Here is a 16,298-nt window from a genome sequence, read left to right as displayed (position 1 = left end):
GCCATGTCCAACTTACATTCCCCCGGCCGTAGCGACCTGGCCCATGCTCGGCATGTCGAGGCCGCGCTGATCGACTATCTGCGTGCGCAAAGTGCCCGCCACGAAGCGCTGGTAATCGCCGCCGTCGGCGAACTGCGCATCCGCATCGACGCTGCTGACGCCTTGCTGGAGTACGCCGATGAGTCCCAGTCAGCCGCCATCGCTTTTCGTCTGGCGGCTGCCGAGGCGGCGCGCCAGGCCGGCGACGTGTACTTCGAACTGGCTGGCCGCAGCCTGCCGCGGCCCCTGCCACACAGCGCCGAACCGGTATTGCTGACCCAGCGTCGACTGCTGGGCGACCACTACCTCAACGGCGCCGCGTTGGCCGACGAGCAAGAAGGACGCCTGGCTGCGGGATAGGCGATGGATCGGCCAGGCAACGTGATGAAACCGGGGAGTGCCGGAGTGCTCCCCGGGAAACAGAACCGACGCCGGCTCAAGCCAGCCCAAACACCCTGCGCGCGTTACCGTGGAAGAACTTCTCCAGCACGTCGTCTTTCAGCCCCAGTTGCAGGGCGTCCTCGATGCTTTGACGGATCGGTCGGAAGGTGTAGGAAGAGCCGAACAGCAACTGGTCGGCCAGGTAGCCGTTGGCCGCTTGCACGTAACCCTCGCTGCCCGGCTGGAACAGGTACATGTCCGGCACCAGGTGAATGTTTTCAAAGCGGAAAGCAACGCCGAGGACCTGCTGCACGTTGGGCCAGTAGCCGTGGTAGACGACGATCGTCAGGTCCGGGAACGCACGGGCTACGGCCGCCAGGCGTGCCGGGTCGTTGTAGCTCGGGTCCGGGGTGGTCGGCCCGCTCATCAGGAACAGCGGGATACCGCGCTTTTGCAGGTGTTCGTAGAGCGGCCAGTACAGCGTATCGTCGGGGTGCCGGGCCGGCTCGGCGAAGCCCGGTTCCAGGTCGATGCCGGCCAGGCCCAGGTGATCGATCGCCCGATCTATTTCCGCCAGGGCGCCTTCGATTCCTTGTAGCACCGGCTCTACCGAGCCGATGCCGATCAGCTCGTCGTGACCCCGAACGATTTCGTGGATGCGCTCATTCGGCAGGTGCTGGCTCGGTGTGTGGCGGCCCACCACCACGGCTTTGTCCAGCCCGGCGTCACGCACCTCGGCGAGAAAACCCTCCGGTGTCAGCGAACGTTCGAAGTGATCGTCCGGGCCGCGGGTGCCGACGCGCCGGTTGAGCCAGCGCGCCACGGCGTGTTCGGGCGAGCCCGGTACCCCGCCGAAGAATGGGTGCAGGTAGGCCGGGCGACAACGCAGGTCGATGACGTTCATGCGACGTTCTCCTTGCCGGCGCGAACGTCGAAGGCGCCGCCAGTGAAGGCGCCTTCCACGGTGACCTTGCCCTTGCCCGGCAGGAGGGGGAACACCAGTTCGGCGAAGCGATAGGCCTCTTCCAGGTGCGGGTAACCCGAGAGGACGAAGCTGTCGACGCCCAAGTCGGCGTATTCCAGCAGACGTGCGGCGACGGTTTCCGGATCGCCGACCAGTGCCGTACCGGCACCGCCGCGCACCAGGCCGACACCGGCCCAGAGATTGGGCGCCACTTCCAGCTTGTTGCGGTCGCCGCCGTGCAACGCGGCCATGCGCCGCTGGCCTTCGGAATCCATCTTGACGTAGTTGGCCTGGGCGGCGGCGATGGTGGCGTCCTCGAGGTGGCTGATCAACTCGTCGGCAGCGGCCCAGGCGGCTTCGCTGGTTTCCCGCACGATCACGTGCAGGCGCACGCCGAAGCGCACGCTGCGGCCATGCCTGGCGGCACGAGCGCGCACGTCGGCGATCTTCTCGGCCACGGCCGCCGGCGGTTCGCCCCAGGTCAGGTAGGCATCGACATGCTTGGCTGCCAATTCGTGGGCGGCCTCTGATGAACCGCCGAAGTACAGCGGCGGGTGGGGGTGTTGTACCGGCGGGAAGAAGTTCTGGGCGCCACGCACTTTCAGGTGCTTGCCGTCGAAGTCGACGGTTTCGCCCTGGAGCAGGCGACGCCAGATGGTCAGGAACTCATCGGAGGCGGCATAGCGCTCGTCGTGCGTGAGGAACACTCCGTCGGCTTCCAGTTCGGTGGCGTCGCCGCCGGGTACGACGTTGAGCAGCAGGCGGCCACCACTGGCCTGATCCAGGCTGGCGGCCTGGCGCGCCGACGCCGTGGGGTTGCCCAGCGAGGTGCGCAGCGCCACCAGCAGCTTGATGCGCTGGGTCACCGGAACCAGGCTGGCGGCGGTCACCCAGGGATCCAGGCAACTGGCCCCGGTGGGGATCAGCAGGCCATCGTAGCCGAGCTGATCGGCGGCCACGGCGATCTGGCGCATGTAGGCATTGGTCGCCGGCCGGCCACTGTCGGAGTGTCCCAGGTAACGAGTGTCGCCGGAGGTGGGAAGGAACCAGAAAATATCCAGGCTCATGAGGTTCGGTCCTTGTGCGGTTGGGCGTATGGAAGGGCGCATGGGCCCTTCCGGCATCGCAACGCTTGGCATATTGGGGCGTTGTCGGTCACCCACGGGGGCGCCGCATCGCCTGGTTTTAGTGTGCTCAGATCGACAGTTGCAGCGCCCGATCCGGGCGTGTGTGGGTGTCCGGGCGACGTCGATTGACCACCAACTCGCCAATGGCGATCAGGCGTGCTCGCGTGACGTTGCGACTCAGGCCCAGCAAGCTGGCGGTGCGCACCTGGTTGCAGTGGCAGAAGCGGTAGGCGGCGCGCAGCAGGCTGTCTTCGACCTTCTCGTGGAGGCCGCCAGCCTGTTCTTCGAACAACCGGTGGAACGTGCGCAGCAGTTGTTCGTCGGCGCTCTCGCCGAGGGCGGCCTGCGGTGGCTCCTGGCGCTCGATGCGCAGGGACGACAAGCGCAAGTCGTCTTCCTGCACCAGGCCGTTGCGGCACACCAGCAGGGTGTGGTGGATGACGTTCTCCAGTTCGCGGATGTTGCCCGGCCAGCTATAGCCCGCCAGTTTGCGCTCGGCTCCGGAGGTCAGGCGCACTTCGCCGTAGCCCAGGCGGTTGCAGTAGGTCTTGATGAAGTGACGGGTCAGCGGCAGGATGTCGCCGGGCCGTTCACGCAACGGATAGAGTTGCAGGCTGACCACGTCGAGGCGGTAGTACAGGTCTTCGCGGAAGTGGCCGGCGCCGATGGCCTTGTCCAGCTGCACGTTGGTGGCAGCGACCACTCGCACGTTGATCGGGATGCTCTTGCGCGAGCCCAGGCGCACCACCTCGCGCTCCTGCAGCACCCGCAGCAGCTTGACCTGGATGGCCATCGGCAGGTCGCCGATCTCGTCGAGGAACAGTGTGCCGCCGTTGGCTTCCTCGAACCAGCCGGCCTTGGCGGTGAGGGCGCCGGTGAAGGCACCTTTCTCGTGGCCGAACAGCTCCGCCTCCACCAGCGATTCGGAAAAAGCCCCGCAGTTGACGGCGACGAAGGGCCCGGCGCGACGGCCGCTGAGGTTGTGGATGTGACGTGCGACCAGCTCCTTGCCCGTGCCGGTCTCGCCAATGATCAGGACGCTGGCCTCGCTGGGGGCGACCTGTTGCACGTGGGCGAGCAGCGCCTGCGATCTAGGGTCTTCGAAGACCTGTGCGGTCGCCCGGATCGAGGTAGCCAGTGTCGGCGAAGGGGGGAGAGTCAGCAGTTGCATGGGCATCCCTATGAGTAGAAGGAGGGGGTGGGGCGCGTCTGGTTCAGTGCCCATTCACCCAGTTCGTGGAGTTTGTAATCCACGGGGTCGTGCAGGCTCTGGGTGCGCAGGTTGCGCCAATGGCGGTCGAGGCGCAGCGAAGCATGGGTGGCGCGGGCGCCGGTGACTTCGAATAGGCGGCTACAGATATCCAGGCCGGTGCGTACGGCGGCGACTTTGGCAGTGGCGATGGACAGCGCCAGTTGGGCACGCTCCTCGGCACCCAGGGCGTGACCCTTGTGCCAGGCCTCATCCAACTGGTCGGCGGCGCGTTCCACCAGCAGTCGCACACTTTCCAGGCCGACCCAGAACTCGCCGTAGTGGCGCAACACATAAGGGTCTTCGCTGACATGCTGGGCCTTGGAGCGGAACCACGGACGGCCTTCCTTGAGGGTGTAGTGCCGGGCTTCTTCCAGGGCGCCTTCGGCAATACCGAGGAATATGTGGGAGAAATGCAATTGCGCGATCAGCGGACGCAGGCAGGCGAAGGGCGTACTCAAGGGGCCGGGGTCGAGCAGCAATTCGTTCTCTTCTACCCGCACCCGTTCGAAAGTGGCACTGCCGCTGTCGGTCTGGCGTTGGCCCATATTGTCCCAGTCGCCATGCAGGGTGATGCCGGTGCGGCCACTGGGGATCGCGGCGATCAGCAGTTTGCCGCCAGCGCTTTCGTCGATGGCCGAGGCGATCAGCATTTCCGAGTCGCTGGCACCGGAGCAGAAGCTCTTCTTGCCGGAGAATTCGCGCCAGCCGTCGAAGGTCTTGACCACGGTACGGGTGTCCAGTGGGTTCAGCGCGTTGCCCCAGAACCAGTTCTTGCGGGCGGTCTGTTCGAACCAGGGTTGCCACTGATCGGGGCGCGAGAACAGGCGCACGGTGGCCAGCATCAGGTGCTGAAAACCGAAGACGTGGGCGATGGAACTGTCCACCTTGGCGAACTCGCGCACCACGCCAAGGGTTTCGCTCCAACTGGCCCCGAGGCCACCGAACTGGGTGGGAATGCTCAAGGCCAGCAGACCGCTCTGGCGTATGGCATCGCGTTGCAGCTTGGGCGTGCCGCCGGCCTCGTCGCGCTCGACGGCGGTTTCGGCGAACTCCGCAGCCAGGCGGCGGGCGGTTTGCAGCGGCGTCAGCACGGTGGGTTGTGGTTGGATTCTCATGCGATGTCCCTCGCAAAAACGCCTTCCAGGCAGATGCAATCGTGATTCATGCGGGCTCCTCAGGCGATCTTGCGCAGGGCGTGCGCCTGGCCGGCAAACAGGCGAGCGGCGCGTGCGGCCGCCAGCTCGATGCGCGACTGCAAGGCCGCGTTGACGATGCGGTAGTCGGCGAAATCGGTCTCGCTGGCATACACGCCGATGGGCAGGGTGAGTGACTGGAAGAAGCTGAACAGCGGGCGCAACTGGTGATCGAGGACCAGGGCATGGCGTTCGCTGCCACCGGTGGCGGCCAGCAGTACCGGCGTGTTGATCAGCGCGTCCTGGCCGACCAGATCGAACAAATGCTTGAACAGGCCCGGATAGGTGCCGCGATAGACCGGCGCGGCCACCACCAGCAAATCGGCAGATTCGATCAGGCGCAGTTCGTGCTCGACGGTTTCCGGCAGTTCCTTGCGCCACAGCGCACTGCCCAACGGACGGGCAATGTTGCCCAGTTCGATCAAGTGGGGGTCGATGACCAGATGCTGACCGAGCTCGCCCAGGATGGCTTCGGTCAATGCCAGTGTGCGCGAGGGGCGGGCGGTACCGCCGGAGACGGCGACGACTTTCAGTGGAGTGCTCATCCTAGGTGTTCCTGTTGGACTGTTGATCGAGGTACATAGGCTTGAGCAAGGGCCGTACCAACGCGAAAAGCCCAGCGTTTACTGGGCTTCGCGGGGATGGGAGGGGGCGTGACTGTTGGTCTGGCGGATGAATTGTTGAATGGCTGTTGCCCAGGCAACAACCGAGCCGCTGTTTCTGGGGCAACAGTCTTCAGTGGCAACAGTCTTCAACCCTACAGGTCGTCCGCCATCGATGCTACAGTCCCGCCTTTGCAGGGGAGAGCGCGTCATGCGGATCGTGGTATTGGCTTTGACGATGGCGCTGCTGGCGGGATGCGCGACGGCCAACGAAACCTTTGGCATGGGGCAAGTTTGCGGCCTTCATCCGTACTGCGGTGCGGCTACCGATATCGAGATCATCAAGGGCTCGATGAACGACAACGATGTGTATTCGCGCGCGCTGGCACCGTTTGCAATCGTTGACCTGCCTTTCAGTGTCGTGGCCGATACGTTGATTCTGCCCTATACGATTTTTCATATGAGGCCTGCCGAGGAGTAGGCCTCTCTGAATGATTCGAACCCGCTCCCTCGCCCCAGGGATTTAAACCCCTGCGACAGCCTCGCGAACGAAGTCTTCGTAGGTGCGCAGCGGGCGTCCCAGCATCGCCTGGAGCCGTTCCACGGTGCCTTCGGCGGCCTGCATGCCAAACGTCTGGATACCGGACATCATCAGGCGCATGTCATAAGCCAGCCAGGCAGGGCCATGCGCAGCCAATTGTGCTTCGAAGGCGACCACATCGTCACCGCCGTAGGCGACCTCGCGCCCCAGGGCGGCGCTCCAGATTTTCGCCACGGCGGTACCGGTCAATGCGTGCGGGCCGACCAACTCCAGGGTGATCCGATCCAGGGCCGAAGGTGCCTTGTCGCGACGCAGCAACTCGGCAGCGGCGATATCGGCGATGTCCCGGGTATCGATCATCGACACGCCCGCCGAGCCGATCGGCATCGGGTACACCGAGTAATCCTGAATCGTCTGCCGGACCATGAATTCGTTTTGCATGAAGTAAGCCGGGCGCAGGATGGTCGCCGGGATGTCGAGACTTTCGATCATGCGCTCCACCGTGTGCTTGCCGGTGAAGTGCGGCACGTAGGTGAACTTGTCGGCATGGATCACTGACAGGTAGACGATGCGCTCGATGCCGGCTTCGCGAGCGAGGTTCAAGGTGATGAGGGCTTGTGTCACCTCGTCGGGCGTCACGGCGTTGAGCAGGAACAGCGTACGCACCGATGCCAGTGCGCTGCGCAGCGAAGGGACGTCGGTGAGGTCGGCGACGACTTCAGTGACGCCCACCGGGAAACTGCCCTTGTCCGGCTGGCGCACGAGGGCCTTGACCTCGGCGCCTGCGCTGGCGAGGCGTTGAATGATGAGTGAACCGAGGGTGCCCGTGGCACCGGTAACGAGAATGCTCATTTTGAATCTCCTGCAAAGGGTGGGTGAGTCAGACAGTCCGCTACGACCTTGTCGGCGGTTGCGATGGACAAACGATAGGGTGTTGCAGGAATAAATCGAAGACCCCAGGATGTAGACACTCCGTTGCAAAAATGGAACACCATGAACCTGAACGCACTGATCGATTTCACCCTCGTGGCCACGAACGAGGGGTTGGGCAAGGCAAGCCGTGCCAGCGGAATCTCCAAGGCGACCTTGTCGCGCCGCATCGCCGACCTCGAGGAGCAATTGGGGGTCAGGCTGATCGAGCGCAGCGCCCGCGGCCTGAAGCTCACCGAGGCCGGTGCGCTGCTGATGGCCAGGGCCGAAGGGCCGCTGGCCGAGGTGGCCGAGGCCATGGCGGCGGCGAAGGAGGGTGTATCGGCGCCGCGCGGACGCTTGCGTGTCGCTGCTCCGGTCCTGTTCTCGCAGCTGGCGATGGGACGCATCGGCGCAGACTTTTGTGCGGCTTACCCTGACGTCACGATCGAGGTCATTGCGGAGGACTGCGTGGTCGATCTCGTCGAGGAACAATTCGATGTCGCCATCCGGATCAACCCCGGCCCGGACAGCGATTTAGTCGGTCGCTGTTTCGCCAAGGACCGGCTGGTGGTGGTGGCCGCGCCTGAACTGCCAATGCCTGCACCCGGGGCCATCCGCTCGGTTCCCGGCATTGTGGTGTCCAGTTTCGAGCCCACACAGTGGACACTGGACGGCGGCCACTTGGTTCTGGAACCGATCCCCAGGCTGCGGTTCTCTTCGTTCCTGATGATCCGCGATGCGGCCATCGCCGGTGGTGGGGCGGCCCTTATCCCGCAGTCGATGGCATGGAACCAGCTGGCCACTGGCGAGTTGGTCCAGTGGGGCACGGTATCGGGGAAAGAAGCCGAACTCTGGGTCTTGCACACGTCCCGACGTCTTGCTGCGCCGAAGGTGCGGGCATTTGTCGATTTCATGTGTGCCAGGTACCCGGACATGTCCCTGGTTTTGCAGGGATAAAAACGCTCACGTCAGGTCGTCGGTCATGAGCCTCACCCTGTGGCAATCGGTCGGCCCGAGTTTCTGACCGCTTGCCGAGCGCACCTCCATCGGCATGAGAGTTTGCCCGGACGCGTTGTCCAACAGCACGGAACGCGTTTCCCCCGGCTCGAACAGGAAACGTTCGCCCCACTGCCGCAGGCTGACCACCACCGGAAAGATCTCCCGGCCTTTCTCTGTCAGGACGTACTCCTTGTAGGCGCTCCCATCCGAGGCGGGTCGAATGTCGAAGACGCCGGCCTCGACCAAGGCTTTGAGTCGCGAAGCCAGAATGTTCTTGGCCACGCCCAGGCTCTTTTGAAATTCGCTGAATCGACGGATGTCGTCGAATGCGTCGCGGATGATCATCAGTGACCAGCGATCACCCATCACATCCAGTGTCCTGGCGACCGGGCATTCGTTGTTTTGCGATGAAGCGGTTTCCATTTTATTGACCCTCTGGAAAGCATTGCCAAGTTGGCCGGAATTTTGTGGTTGCAAATTGAAACCTGATAAAGCAACAATTCACACAGGTTTTTAATTGAAACCAGTTTAGCGCCAAGGAGACGTGCATGACAGCAGAGGCCGACGGTTTCACCCAGCAGCCTTCGGGAAATCAGGAGGGCGAGGGAGCAAGCTCCTTCTCCACGGGCTCTTTGAATGAACAGCCGTGCCCGGGGCTTTCGCCGTCGCTCACGTTATTGTTTTCCGTGACCTGCGCATTGGCCGTCGCCAATGTCTACTTTGCCCAGCCCTTGCTCGCCTCGATGGCCGAGAGCCTGGGCGTCGCTTCCGGATTGATCGGGGCGGTGGTGACGGCCACCCAGGTGGGGTACGCGCTGGGGTTGCTGTTCATCGTCCCGCTGGGGGACAGGGTCGACCGTAAACGGCTGGCTTTCGCGCAATTGGTGTTGTCTGCCATCGCGCTGGCGGCCGTCGGCGCAGCCCGGCATTGGTTGGCTTTGCTGGGCGCCGTGGTCGTGATGGGGCTGCTGGCGGTGGTTGTCCAGGTGCTGGTGGCGTATGCCGCCGTGCTGTCCTCGCCCTCCCAACGGGGACAGGCCGTGGGCACCGTCACCAGTGGCGTTGTCCTGGGGATTCTCCTGGCGCGGTTTACCTCCGGGGCGATCGCCGACCTGGCGGGCTGGCGCGGGGTTTATTTCGTTTCCTCGGGCTTGATGCTGACCATCGCGGGAGTGTTCTGGGCCGTGGTGCCTGCCGCTGTGTCGCCCCGTCACCGGCAGCCCTACCTGGCGCTTATCCGTTCGCTGTTCGTGCTGTTCGTGACTGAGCCGATGCTACGGGCCAGGGGGCTGCTGGCCTTGCTGATCTTTGCCGCTTTTTCGGTGTTGTGGACTGCGATGGTGCTGCCGTTGAGCGCCGCGCCGCTGTCACTTTCACACACGGCCATCGGCCTGTTTGGCCTGGCGGGTGTCGCCGGTGCCCTGGCGGCCAGAAGCGCCGGTCGTTGGGCCGATCAAGGTTTTGGACAACGGGTGACCGGTTTGTCGCTGGGGCTCCTGACGTTCTCCTGGCTGCCCATCGCATTTACCGAGAGCTCCCTGATCGCACTGGTCTGCGGCGTGGTGCTACTCGACTTCGCGGTACAAGCCGTGCACGTCACCAACCAGAGCCTGATTTTCGCCGCGCGGCCCGACGCCCAGAGTCGCATGGTCGGTGCGTACATGTGTTTCTACTCGGTGGGCAGCGCACTGGGAGCGGCCGCCGCGACCCAGGTCTATGCGTTGTGGGGATGGATGGCGGTCAGCCTGCTGGGGGCCTCGATCAGCCTCGTCGCGTTGGTGGTGTGGAGACGCTCGCTTCATTGCGGCCACTGCTCAAGCAGGATCGAGACGAATTTCTCCGCGGCCGGGGAGAGCGATGCGCCCCGGCGGTAAACCAGGCCCAGGGAGCGGTTTACCACCGGCTCGATCAGCGGCACGCTGACCAGGGTTGGATGATCCCCGGCCGGCATGGCCAGGCTGGGCATCGCCGACACGCCCAGGCCGGCCTCGACCAGTCCCAGGGACGTAGACAAGTGCTGCACTTCGTAGAACCACTGTGGGCGCCAGCTCAGGCCCGACAGTGCGTGGTCCAGCAGCATGCGGTTGCCGCTCAGGCGCCCGACCCCGATCAGCCGGTAGTCGCTGAGTTCCGACCAAGTGACCGCACTGCGTTCAGCCAATTCATGGTCGCGTCGGCAGGCCAGCACAAAGGGTTCGTTGACCAGGGGCACGAATTCGATGTCCGGGTGCTGGCCGCTCATCATGTTGATGCCGAAGTCGGCTTCGCCGCGCAGCACCGCTTCGAGCCCTTCGTTGGCGCTGAGGTCGAGCAGGCGGATGCGGATTTTCGGGTAGCGCTCGTTGTAGAGGCGGATCACCGAAGGCAGGAAATAGAACGCCGCCGTGGGGATGCACGCCAAGGTCACCCGGCCGATCTGCCGCTCCGCCAGTTCGCGGATGTTGAGAATCGAGTCGTCGAAATCATCCAGCAAGCGCCGCGCCTTGGGCAGGAAATCACGGCCGACACTCGTCAGGCTGACCTTGCGGGTTGTGCGGTCGAGTAAGGCGGTTCCCAGGCCCTCCTCGAGTTTTTTCATCCGACGGCTCAGGGCCGGTTGTGACAGATGCAGCGCATCGGCGGCTTCGTGGAAACTGCCCAGTTCGGCGATTTTCACGAAAGATCGTATGTCCTGAAGCTCATATTCCATGTTCTACCTCACCGGAGAGGGGGATGCGCGGTGCAAATCATCGTAAAGTAATTCATTTGTGAAACGCAATAATCTCTCTGATCTTTGCATTGGAAACACTTTTCAAATTTTGCCACTCTTGTGTCCAGAGCATCAATTATCCAGATTGATCAACAAGAGTTAGTGAACATGCAGCGAATTCCTTGTGTGCTAATGCGCGGCGGTACGTCCAAAGGCCCGGTGTTTCTCGCCTGGGATCTGCCGGTCGCCATCGCCGAACGTGACGAGCTGCTGCTCAACCTGATGGGCTCCGGCCACGAGCTGGAAATCGACGGCATCGGTGGTGGCAGCCCACAAACCAGCAAAGTGGCGATCGTCAGCCCATCGCTGCACCCAGACGCGGATGTCGATTATTTGTTCGTCCAGGTCATGGTTTCCCAGCGTCGTGTCGATACCGCCCCCAACTGCGGCAACATGCTCTGCGCCGTCGGCCCCTTTGCCATCGAGCAGGGGCTGGTCAAGCCTTCTGGCAATCTGACCCGGGTGCGCATTCGCAACCTCAACACCGGGACTTTCGTGAATGCCGAAGTGCAAACCCCGCAAGGCAAGGTCAGCTATGAAGGCGACACCGCCATCGACGGCGTGCCTGGCACGGCCGCTCCGGTACAACTGACGTTTCTCGATGCGGCGGGCAGCAAGACGGGGAAACTCTTCCCGACCGGGCAGACCCAGGACCTGATCGACGGTATCCCGGTGACCTGCATCGACATGGCGATGCCGATGATGATCGTCGAGGCCAGCCAGCTCGGCAAACGCGGTGACGAAAGCCCTGCCGAACTGGACGCCGATAAAGCCTTTCTGCAGCGGCTGGAGTCCTTGCGGCTGAAAGCCGGCCTGGCGATGGGCCTGGGTGATGTCAGCGACAAGGTCATTCCCAAGCCGGTGCTGGTGTCTCCGGCCAAGTCTGGTGGGACGATCCAGGTGCGCTACTTCATGCCGCACAACTGTCACCGCGCCCTGGCGATCACCGGCTCCATCGGCCTGGCCACGGCGTGCGTAACCGAAGGCAGCGTCGTTGCACAGTTGCTCGGCAACGTCAGTAAACCGCGCTTGCAACAGGTTCGGATCGAACACCCAAGCGGCGGTATTGATGTCGTACTGTCCTACACGGGTGAAAAGGGTGAGACCATTCAGGCTTCGGTAGTACGTACCGCGCGCCGGCTTTTCTCGGGTTACGTCTACGCCACGGCGCCCCAACGTCTGGCCGGATAGCCCTGGCCGCCAGGGTCTTTTGCATCAGAACAATTCTAAAAATGGGTGATGCCATGAAAGTTGTTAAATCGCTCTACTTCCAGATCATCTGCGCCGTGCTGCTGGGCGTGGTCGTCGGGCACTTCTGGTCGCAACAGGCAATTGCCTTGAAGCCGCTGGGCGATGCCTTCATCAAGCTGATCAAGATGATGATCGCGCCGGTGGTGTTCTGCACCATTGTCACGGGCATCGCCGGTATGAGCGACAAGCGCTCGCTGGGGCGCTTGTTGAGCAAGACCCTGCTGTTGTTCCTGGCGCTGACGGTGATTAGCCTGATCATCGGCCTGGTGTCGGTCTACCTGTTCAAGCCCGGCGCGGGCATGAACATCGACCCGACGCAGTTGAGTACCCAGGGGGTGTCGCAGTACACCGAATCCGCCGCGAAACTGAGCGTGGTGGACTTCTTCATGCACATCATTCCCGACACCTTCATCGGCGCCTTCAATAAAGGCGAGGTGCTGCCGGTGCTGTTTATCGCGGTGCTCTGCGGTTTTGCCCTGTCGTCCCTGGGCGAGCGCGGCAAGCCTGTGCTGGAGGTCCTGGAATCGGCTTCGCACATGGTGTTCAAGATTTTCTCCTACCTGATGCGTTTCGCTCCGATTGGCGCTTTCGGGGCCTTGGCCTTCACGGTGGGGCAGTACGGCATCACGTCGCTGGGCTCGCTGGCCAAGTTGATCATGACCTTGTACATCGCCTGCGCTTTCTTCGTCTTCGTGGTGTTGGGCAGCCTTTGCCGCGCCCACGGTTTCAGCCTGTGGAAGCTGTTGCGTTACCTGCGTGAAGAGTTCCTGGTGGTGCTCGGCACGTCCTCGACCGAGCCGGTAATGCCGCGGATGTTGGAGAAACTCCAGGCCCTGGGGTGCAAGAAAGGGGTCGTGGGGCTGGTGCTGCCGACCGGTTACTCGTTCAACCTCGACGGCACGGCGATCTATCTGTCGCTGGCGGCGATCTTCATTGCCCAGGCCTGCAACATCGACCTGACGCTGACCCAGGTCATCACCATGCTGGCGATCATGCTGCTGTCGTCAAAGGGTGCTGCGGGTGTGACCGGCAGCGGGTTTGTCGCCCTGGCCTCGACCTTGACGGTCATCCACGACATTCCCCTGGCGGGCCTGGCCCTATTGATCGGGATCGACCGATTCATGTCCGAAGCGCGGGCGTTGACCAGCCTGGCGAGCAACGCCGTCGCCACCGTAGTGATCTCCCTCTCGGAGAATGCCTGTGACCGCGAAGTGCTGTTGCAGACCCTGGACGGCAAACCCGTCCTGACACAGACCCCGGCAACGGACTCGAGCTGGGACGGCACGAAGGTCGCCAAACACATCTAGCCGCTCACGGCTGACTCGACAGCACCGCGCAAGCTCACTCGATACCTCTGCGCCAGGCACACTTCAGCGTGTTGCCTGGCGGGTGGGAGGGCGTGCGCCTGGGTGTCTGCCAAGCTACTCATAACAACAAGAGATCTGACATATGCTCGCTTTACTTGGCTTGGCCATGGTGGTGGTTTTCACCTTCCTGATAATGACCAAACGCTTGTCCCCGATCGTCGCCCTGACGGTAGTGCCCATCGTCTTCGCCGTGCTTGGCGGCTTTGGCGGGACCACCGGCAAGATGATGCTGGACGGCCTGAAAATGGTTGCGCCGTCGGCGGCACTGTTGTTGTTCGCGATCCTGTTTTTCGGCCTGATGATCGACGCCGGTCTGTTCGACCCGCTGATCCGCAAAATCCTCAAGCGGGTCAATGGCGACCCGATGAAAATCGCCGTGGGCACCGCGTTGCTGTCGCTGTTGGTGGCGTTGGACGGTGACGGCACGACGACCTACATGATCACCTGTGCCGCGATGCTGCCGCTGTATAAGCGCATCGGCATGAACCCGATGATTCTGGCGACCATTTCCATGCTGTCCTTGAGCATCATGAGTGGCATGACCCCTTGGGGCGGCCCGGCGACCCGTGCGATCGCAGCGCTGGGCCTGGATGCCGGTGAGTATTTCGTGCCGTTGCTGCCGACCATGATCGGCGGTGCGATGTGGGTTGTGTTCACGGCCTTCCTGCTGGGCCGTGCCGAGCGCAAGCGTATCGGCAACGTCCAGCTGCAAAGCGGTGGCGGTGACTGCTACATCAACGCAATCATCGAGGACACGCCACACAAGCGCCCGAAACTGGCCTACGTCAACCTGCTGCTGGTGGTCGCGGTGATGGTCGCGCTGGTGATGGGGCTCATGCACTCGGCGATTCTGTTCCTGATCGGTTTCGTCCTGGCGCTGATGATCAACTATCCGCAACTGGATATTCAGAAGGAGCGCATTCTCGCCCATTCGGGCAACGCCATGACCGTGGTCCTGCTGGTGTTTGCCGCGGGCATCTTCGCCGGGATCTTCTCCGGAACGAAAATGGTCGATGCCCTGGCACAGACCCTGGTCGATTGGATTCCGCCTTCCTGGGGCCATCTGTTCCCGCTGGTGGTGGCGATTACCAGCATGCCGCTGACCTTCGTATTGTCCAACGATGCCTACTACTTCGGTGTCGTGCCAATCCTGGCCAATGCCGCGGCTGCCTACGGGATCGATCCGGTGGAAATTGCCCGGGCCTCCATTCTCGGCCAGCCGGTGCACCTGATGAGCCCGCTGGTGGCCTCGACCCTGTTGCTGGTGGGCATGGTCGACCGCGACTTGGGCGACTTCCAGAAAGCCACCGTCAAATGGGCGGTGCTCACCTCCCTGGTGATTACCGCGCTGGCCCTGCTGACCGGGGCACTGACGCTGTTTTCCTGATTCACCCGACAACCTTGTTTTCCTGCCTGGCACGCCCCCGCAAGCGGGGGTGCGCAGGCGTGCGCGTCCAATAACAACAACGAGTAGCCAGACATGACCATTTTGCTGACCCGCGGGGCTTTGTTTCCAATCCTTGGCCTGTTGCCCCTGGCCACGGCCAGCGCCGAAGGTTTCATCGATGACAGCAAGCTGAAGCTGCAATTGCGCAACGTCTACTTCAACGAAAATTTCCGCGACGAGCACGGTATGAGCGCCCGGGCGGCAAGGACCGCCAAGAGTGAGCGCACCGAATGGGCCCAGGGCTTCCTGCTGGATTACCAGTCAGGCTTTACGCCGGGCACCCTCGGCTTCGGGGTCGATGCCCTGGGCCTGCTCGGGGTCAAGCTCGACTCCGGGCGTGGCCGCAGCGGCACCGGCCTGCTGCCGGTGCATGACGACGGTCGCGCCGCCGACGAGTTCGCCAGTGCGGGCATGACCGCCAAGGCCCGGTTGGCCAAGACCACGCTCAAATACGGCACCTTGCTGCCCAAGACCCCGGTGCTGGTCTACAACGATGCGCGGCTGTTGCCCCAGACTTACCAAGGCACCCAGATCAGCAGCAATGACATTGACAACCTCACCGTCACCGGCGGGCACCTGGAGCGTTTCAAGCTGCGGGATTCGAGCGACAGCATGCCCATCGTGCCGGACGGCTACGGCGGCGATAAGTCCGGTGACTTCAGCTATGCCGGTGCCGACTACAAGCTGGGCAAGCAGATCCGCCTGAGTTACTTCTACGGCGAACTGGAGAATTTCTATCGACAGAACTTTGTGGGCATCCAGCATGATCTGCCCCTGGGCGCCGGGGTATTGACCAGCGACCTGCGCTACTTCAACAGCGTCGATTCGGGGTCGGCCTACGGCGGCAAGATCGACAACGACATGCTCAGCGGGTCGCTGTCCTACGCCGTGGTCGGCCATACACTGAGCGCCGGTTACCAGACCCTCAGCGGCGAGGCGGGCCTGCCTTACATCAGCGGCGCCACGGTGTACTCCTTCAGCAACGTCGGGATCGGCAAGTTCATCGAGGAAGACGAGAAGACCTGGATGCTCGGTTACGGCTACGACTTCGCTCGCCTCGGTGTGCCCGGCCTGACGTTCTCCACCCGCTACCTGAGCGGTAACGACGGTAAGTCCAACACCACGGTCAAAGAGTGGGAACGTGACGCAGAGATCGCCTATGTGGTGCAGCAGGGGACGTTCAAGGGGCTGGGGGTGAGGTTGCGAAACTACGTCTATCGCTCGGACTTTTCCCGTGGCCGTGACAGCAACCGGATCTACTTTACCTACGACATCGCTCTTTGGTAGGGCACTTCTCGCCGCCGCCGCTGCCTGATCCCACGGGGCAAGCGCCTTGGCCCCGCGGTCATCGCAGTGGCTCGGATCGATTCTTTGCGACATCATGACGCGTCCCGTCACGACGCGTGGGTGACGGACGGAACAGACCGTGTCGTCTTGTGTGGCCGCACACCTTGGCGCCAATCACCTTTGGGCA

16 protein-coding genes are annotated in these 16,298 nt (G+C 63.0%); 8 read left to right on the top strand and 8 right to left on the bottom strand.

All coding sequences use genetic code 11. The features are described from left to right. Nucleotides 1-3: 3 nt before the first annotated feature. Nucleotides 4-399, top strand: coding sequence for a hypothetical protein (locus tag BM321_RS20205; protein ID WP_092444272.1), 396 nt, complete (start codon nucleotides 4-6; stop codon nucleotides 397-399). A 76-nt stretch (nucleotides 400-475) separates the two neighbouring features. Here the strand turns inward: BM321_RS20205 and BM321_RS20200 are convergent, their stop codons facing one another. From BM321_RS20200 to msuE, 5 genes are all read right to left on the bottom strand, one after another. Then, nucleotides 476-1,324 carry an amidohydrolase family protein gene (locus tag BM321_RS20200; RefSeq protein ID WP_092444270.1) on the bottom strand — a complete coding sequence of 283 codons (849 nt, stop codon included), beginning with the start codon at nucleotides 1,322-1,324 and terminating at the stop codon, nucleotides 476-478. Further along, entirely contained in the window at nucleotides 1,321-2,451 is a 1,131-nt protein-coding gene (gene ssuD, locus BM321_RS20195) for an FMNH2-dependent alkanesulfonate monooxygenase (RefSeq protein ID WP_092444268.1), read from the bottom strand. Before ssuD ends, BM321_RS20200 begins: the two co-directional genes overlap by 4 nt. Before the next feature lie 127 nt (nucleotides 2,452-2,578). Beyond that, nucleotides 2,579-3,682, bottom strand: coding sequence for a sigma-54 interaction domain-containing protein (locus BM321_RS20190; RefSeq protein ID WP_092256295.1), 1,104 nt, complete (start codon nucleotides 3,680-3,682; stop codon nucleotides 2,579-2,581). An 8-nt stretch (nucleotides 3,683-3,690) separates the two neighbouring features. Then, nucleotides 3,691-4,878 carry an acyl-CoA dehydrogenase family protein gene (locus tag BM321_RS20185; RefSeq protein WP_092203571.1) on the bottom strand — a complete coding sequence of 396 codons (1,188 nt, stop codon included), beginning with the start codon at nucleotides 4,876-4,878 and terminating at the stop codon, nucleotides 3,691-3,693. 59 nt (nucleotides 4,879-4,937) lie between these two features. Next, complete coding sequence (gene msuE / locus BM321_RS20180) at nucleotides 4,938-5,501, bottom strand: FMN reductase (protein ID WP_092165460.1); 564 nt, start codon at nucleotides 5,499-5,501, stop codon at nucleotides 4,938-4,940. 139 nt (nucleotides 5,502-5,640) lie between these two features. Between msuE and BM321_RS20175 the strand changes: the two genes are divergently transcribed. Next, entirely contained in the window at nucleotides 5,641-6,039 is a 399-nt protein-coding gene (locus BM321_RS20175) for a YceK/YidQ family lipoprotein (protein WP_256573453.1), read from the top strand. A gap of 42 nt (nucleotides 6,040-6,081) precedes the next feature. On the opposite strand, the gene BM321_RS20170 is transcribed toward BM321_RS20175, so the two are convergent. Beyond that, nucleotides 6,082-6,951 (bottom strand): NmrA/HSCARG family protein, encoded by an 870-nt coding sequence (locus BM321_RS20170; RefSeq protein WP_092444266.1) that lies wholly within the window; start codon nucleotides 6,949-6,951, stop codon nucleotides 6,082-6,084. Nucleotides 6,952-7,092: 141 nt separating this feature from the next. Between BM321_RS20170 and BM321_RS20165 the strand changes: the two genes are divergently transcribed. Continuing rightward, the gene (locus BM321_RS20165; RefSeq protein ID WP_092444264.1) at nucleotides 7,093-7,968 is read left to right on the top strand and encodes a LysR family transcriptional regulator; all 876 of its coding nucleotides are present in this window, start codon (nucleotides 7,093-7,095) and stop codon (nucleotides 7,966-7,968) included. A 6-nt stretch (nucleotides 7,969-7,974) separates the two neighbouring features. Here the strand turns inward: BM321_RS20165 and BM321_RS20160 are convergent, their stop codons facing one another. After that, a complete protein-coding gene (locus tag BM321_RS20160; protein ID WP_092444262.1) occupies nucleotides 7,975-8,433 on the bottom strand; it encodes a winged helix-turn-helix transcriptional regulator in 459 nt (152 codons plus the stop codon). 125 nt (nucleotides 8,434-8,558) lie between these two features. Here BM321_RS20160 and BM321_RS20155 point away from each other — a divergent pair, with 125 nt between their 5' ends. Then, nucleotides 8,559-9,884, top strand: coding sequence for an MFS transporter (locus tag BM321_RS20155; RefSeq protein WP_092444260.1), 1,326 nt, complete (start codon nucleotides 8,559-8,561; stop codon nucleotides 9,882-9,884). Here BM321_RS20155 and BM321_RS20150 read toward each other — a convergent pair. Beyond that, nucleotides 9,809-10,699, bottom strand: a complete 891-nt coding sequence (locus BM321_RS20150; protein WP_003200706.1) for a LysR family transcriptional regulator — start codon at nucleotides 10,697-10,699, stop codon at nucleotides 9,809-9,811. The two genes, BM321_RS20155 and BM321_RS20150, sit on opposite strands and share 76 nt — an antisense overlap. A 168-nt stretch (nucleotides 10,700-10,867) precedes the next feature. Between BM321_RS20150 and BM321_RS20145 the strand changes: the two genes are divergently transcribed. The 4 genes from BM321_RS20145 to BM321_RS20130 all read left to right on the top strand — a co-directional run bounded on the left by BM321_RS20145 (nucleotide 10,868) and on the right by BM321_RS20130 (nucleotide 16,111). Next, nucleotides 10,868-11,950, top strand: a complete 1,083-nt coding sequence (locus tag BM321_RS20145) for a 4-oxalomesaconate tautomerase (protein WP_092444258.1) — start codon at nucleotides 10,868-10,870, stop codon at nucleotides 11,948-11,950. Between the two features lie 41 nt (nucleotides 11,951-11,991). Further along, nucleotides 11,992-13,317 carry a C4-dicarboxylate transporter DctA gene (gene dctA, locus BM321_RS20140; RefSeq protein ID WP_092444256.1) on the top strand — a complete coding sequence of 442 codons (1,326 nt, stop codon included), beginning with the start codon at nucleotides 11,992-11,994 and terminating at the stop codon, nucleotides 13,315-13,317. A gap of 142 nt (nucleotides 13,318-13,459) precedes the next feature. Then, nucleotides 13,460-14,764: a CitMHS family transporter gene (locus tag BM321_RS20135; protein ID WP_060742757.1), complete on the top strand. Its 1,305-nt coding sequence runs from the start codon at nucleotides 13,460-13,462 to the stop codon at nucleotides 14,762-14,764. 93 nt (nucleotides 14,765-14,857) lie between these two features. Beyond that, a complete protein-coding gene (locus BM321_RS20130) occupies nucleotides 14,858-16,111 on the top strand; it encodes an OprD family porin (RefSeq protein ID WP_092444254.1) in 1,254 nt (417 codons plus the stop codon). Nucleotides 16,112-16,298 lie beyond the last annotated feature (187 nt).

This window comes from Pseudomonas sp. NFIX10, assembly GCF_900111955.1.
GTDB lineage: Bacteria > Pseudomonadota > Gammaproteobacteria > Pseudomonadales > Pseudomonadaceae > Aquipseudomonas > Aquipseudomonas fluorescens_AA.
This window is presented reverse-complemented; position numbering and strand designations above follow the sequence as displayed.

Excerpts from the sequence above, each read along its gene's own strand:
- ssuD (WP_092444268.1), bottom strand. The coding sequence starts at position 2,451 with ATGAGCCTGGATATTTTCTGGTTCCTTCCCACCTCCGGCGACACTCGT.
- BM321_RS20150 (WP_003200706.1), bottom strand. The coding sequence starts at position 10,699 with ATGGAATATGAGCTTCAGGACATACGATCTTTCGTGAAAATCGCCGAA.
- msuE (WP_092165460.1), bottom strand. The coding sequence starts at position 5,501 with ATGAGCACTCCACTGAAAGTCGTCGCCGTCTCCGGCGGTACCGCCCGC.
- BM321_RS20200 (WP_092444270.1), bottom strand. The coding sequence starts at position 1,324 with ATGAACGTCATCGACCTGCGTTGTCGCCCGGCCTACCTGCACCCATTC.
- BM321_RS20145 (WP_092444258.1), top strand. The coding sequence starts at position 10,868 with ATGCAGCGAATTCCTTGTGTGCTAATGCGCGGCGGTACGTCCAAAGGC.
- BM321_RS20175 (WP_256573453.1), top strand. The coding sequence starts at position 5,641 with ATGGCTGTTGCCCAGGCAACAACCGAGCCGCTGTTTCTGGGGCAACAG.
- dctA (WP_092444256.1), top strand. The coding sequence starts at position 11,992 with ATGGGTGATGCCATGAAAGTTGTTAAATCGCTCTACTTCCAGATCATC.
- BM321_RS20155 (WP_092444260.1), top strand. The coding sequence starts at position 8,559 with ATGACAGCAGAGGCCGACGGTTTCACCCAGCAGCCTTCGGGAAATCAG.
- BM321_RS20165 (WP_092444264.1), top strand. The coding sequence starts at position 7,093 with ATGAACCTGAACGCACTGATCGATTTCACCCTCGTGGCCACGAACGAG.
- BM321_RS20130 (WP_092444254.1), top strand. The coding sequence starts at position 14,858 with ATGACCATTTTGCTGACCCGCGGGGCTTTGTTTCCAATCCTTGGCCTG.
- BM321_RS20170 (WP_092444266.1), bottom strand. The coding sequence starts at position 6,951 with ATGAGCATTCTCGTTACCGGTGCCACGGGCACCCTCGGTTCACTCATC.
- BM321_RS20160 (WP_092444262.1), bottom strand. The coding sequence starts at position 8,433 with ATGGAAACCGCTTCATCGCAAAACAACGAATGCCCGGTCGCCAGGACA.
- BM321_RS20190 (WP_092256295.1), bottom strand. The coding sequence starts at position 3,682 with ATGCAACTGCTGACTCTCCCCCCTTCGCCGACACTGGCTACCTCGATC.
- BM321_RS20185 (WP_092203571.1), bottom strand. The coding sequence starts at position 4,878 with ATGAGAATCCAACCACAACCCACCGTGCTGACGCCGCTGCAAACCGCC.
- BM321_RS20205 (WP_092444272.1), top strand. The coding sequence starts at position 4 with ATGTCCAACTTACATTCCCCCGGCCGTAGCGACCTGGCCCATGCTCGG.
- BM321_RS20135 (WP_060742757.1), top strand. The coding sequence starts at position 13,460 with ATGCTCGCTTTACTTGGCTTGGCCATGGTGGTGGTTTTCACCTTCCTG.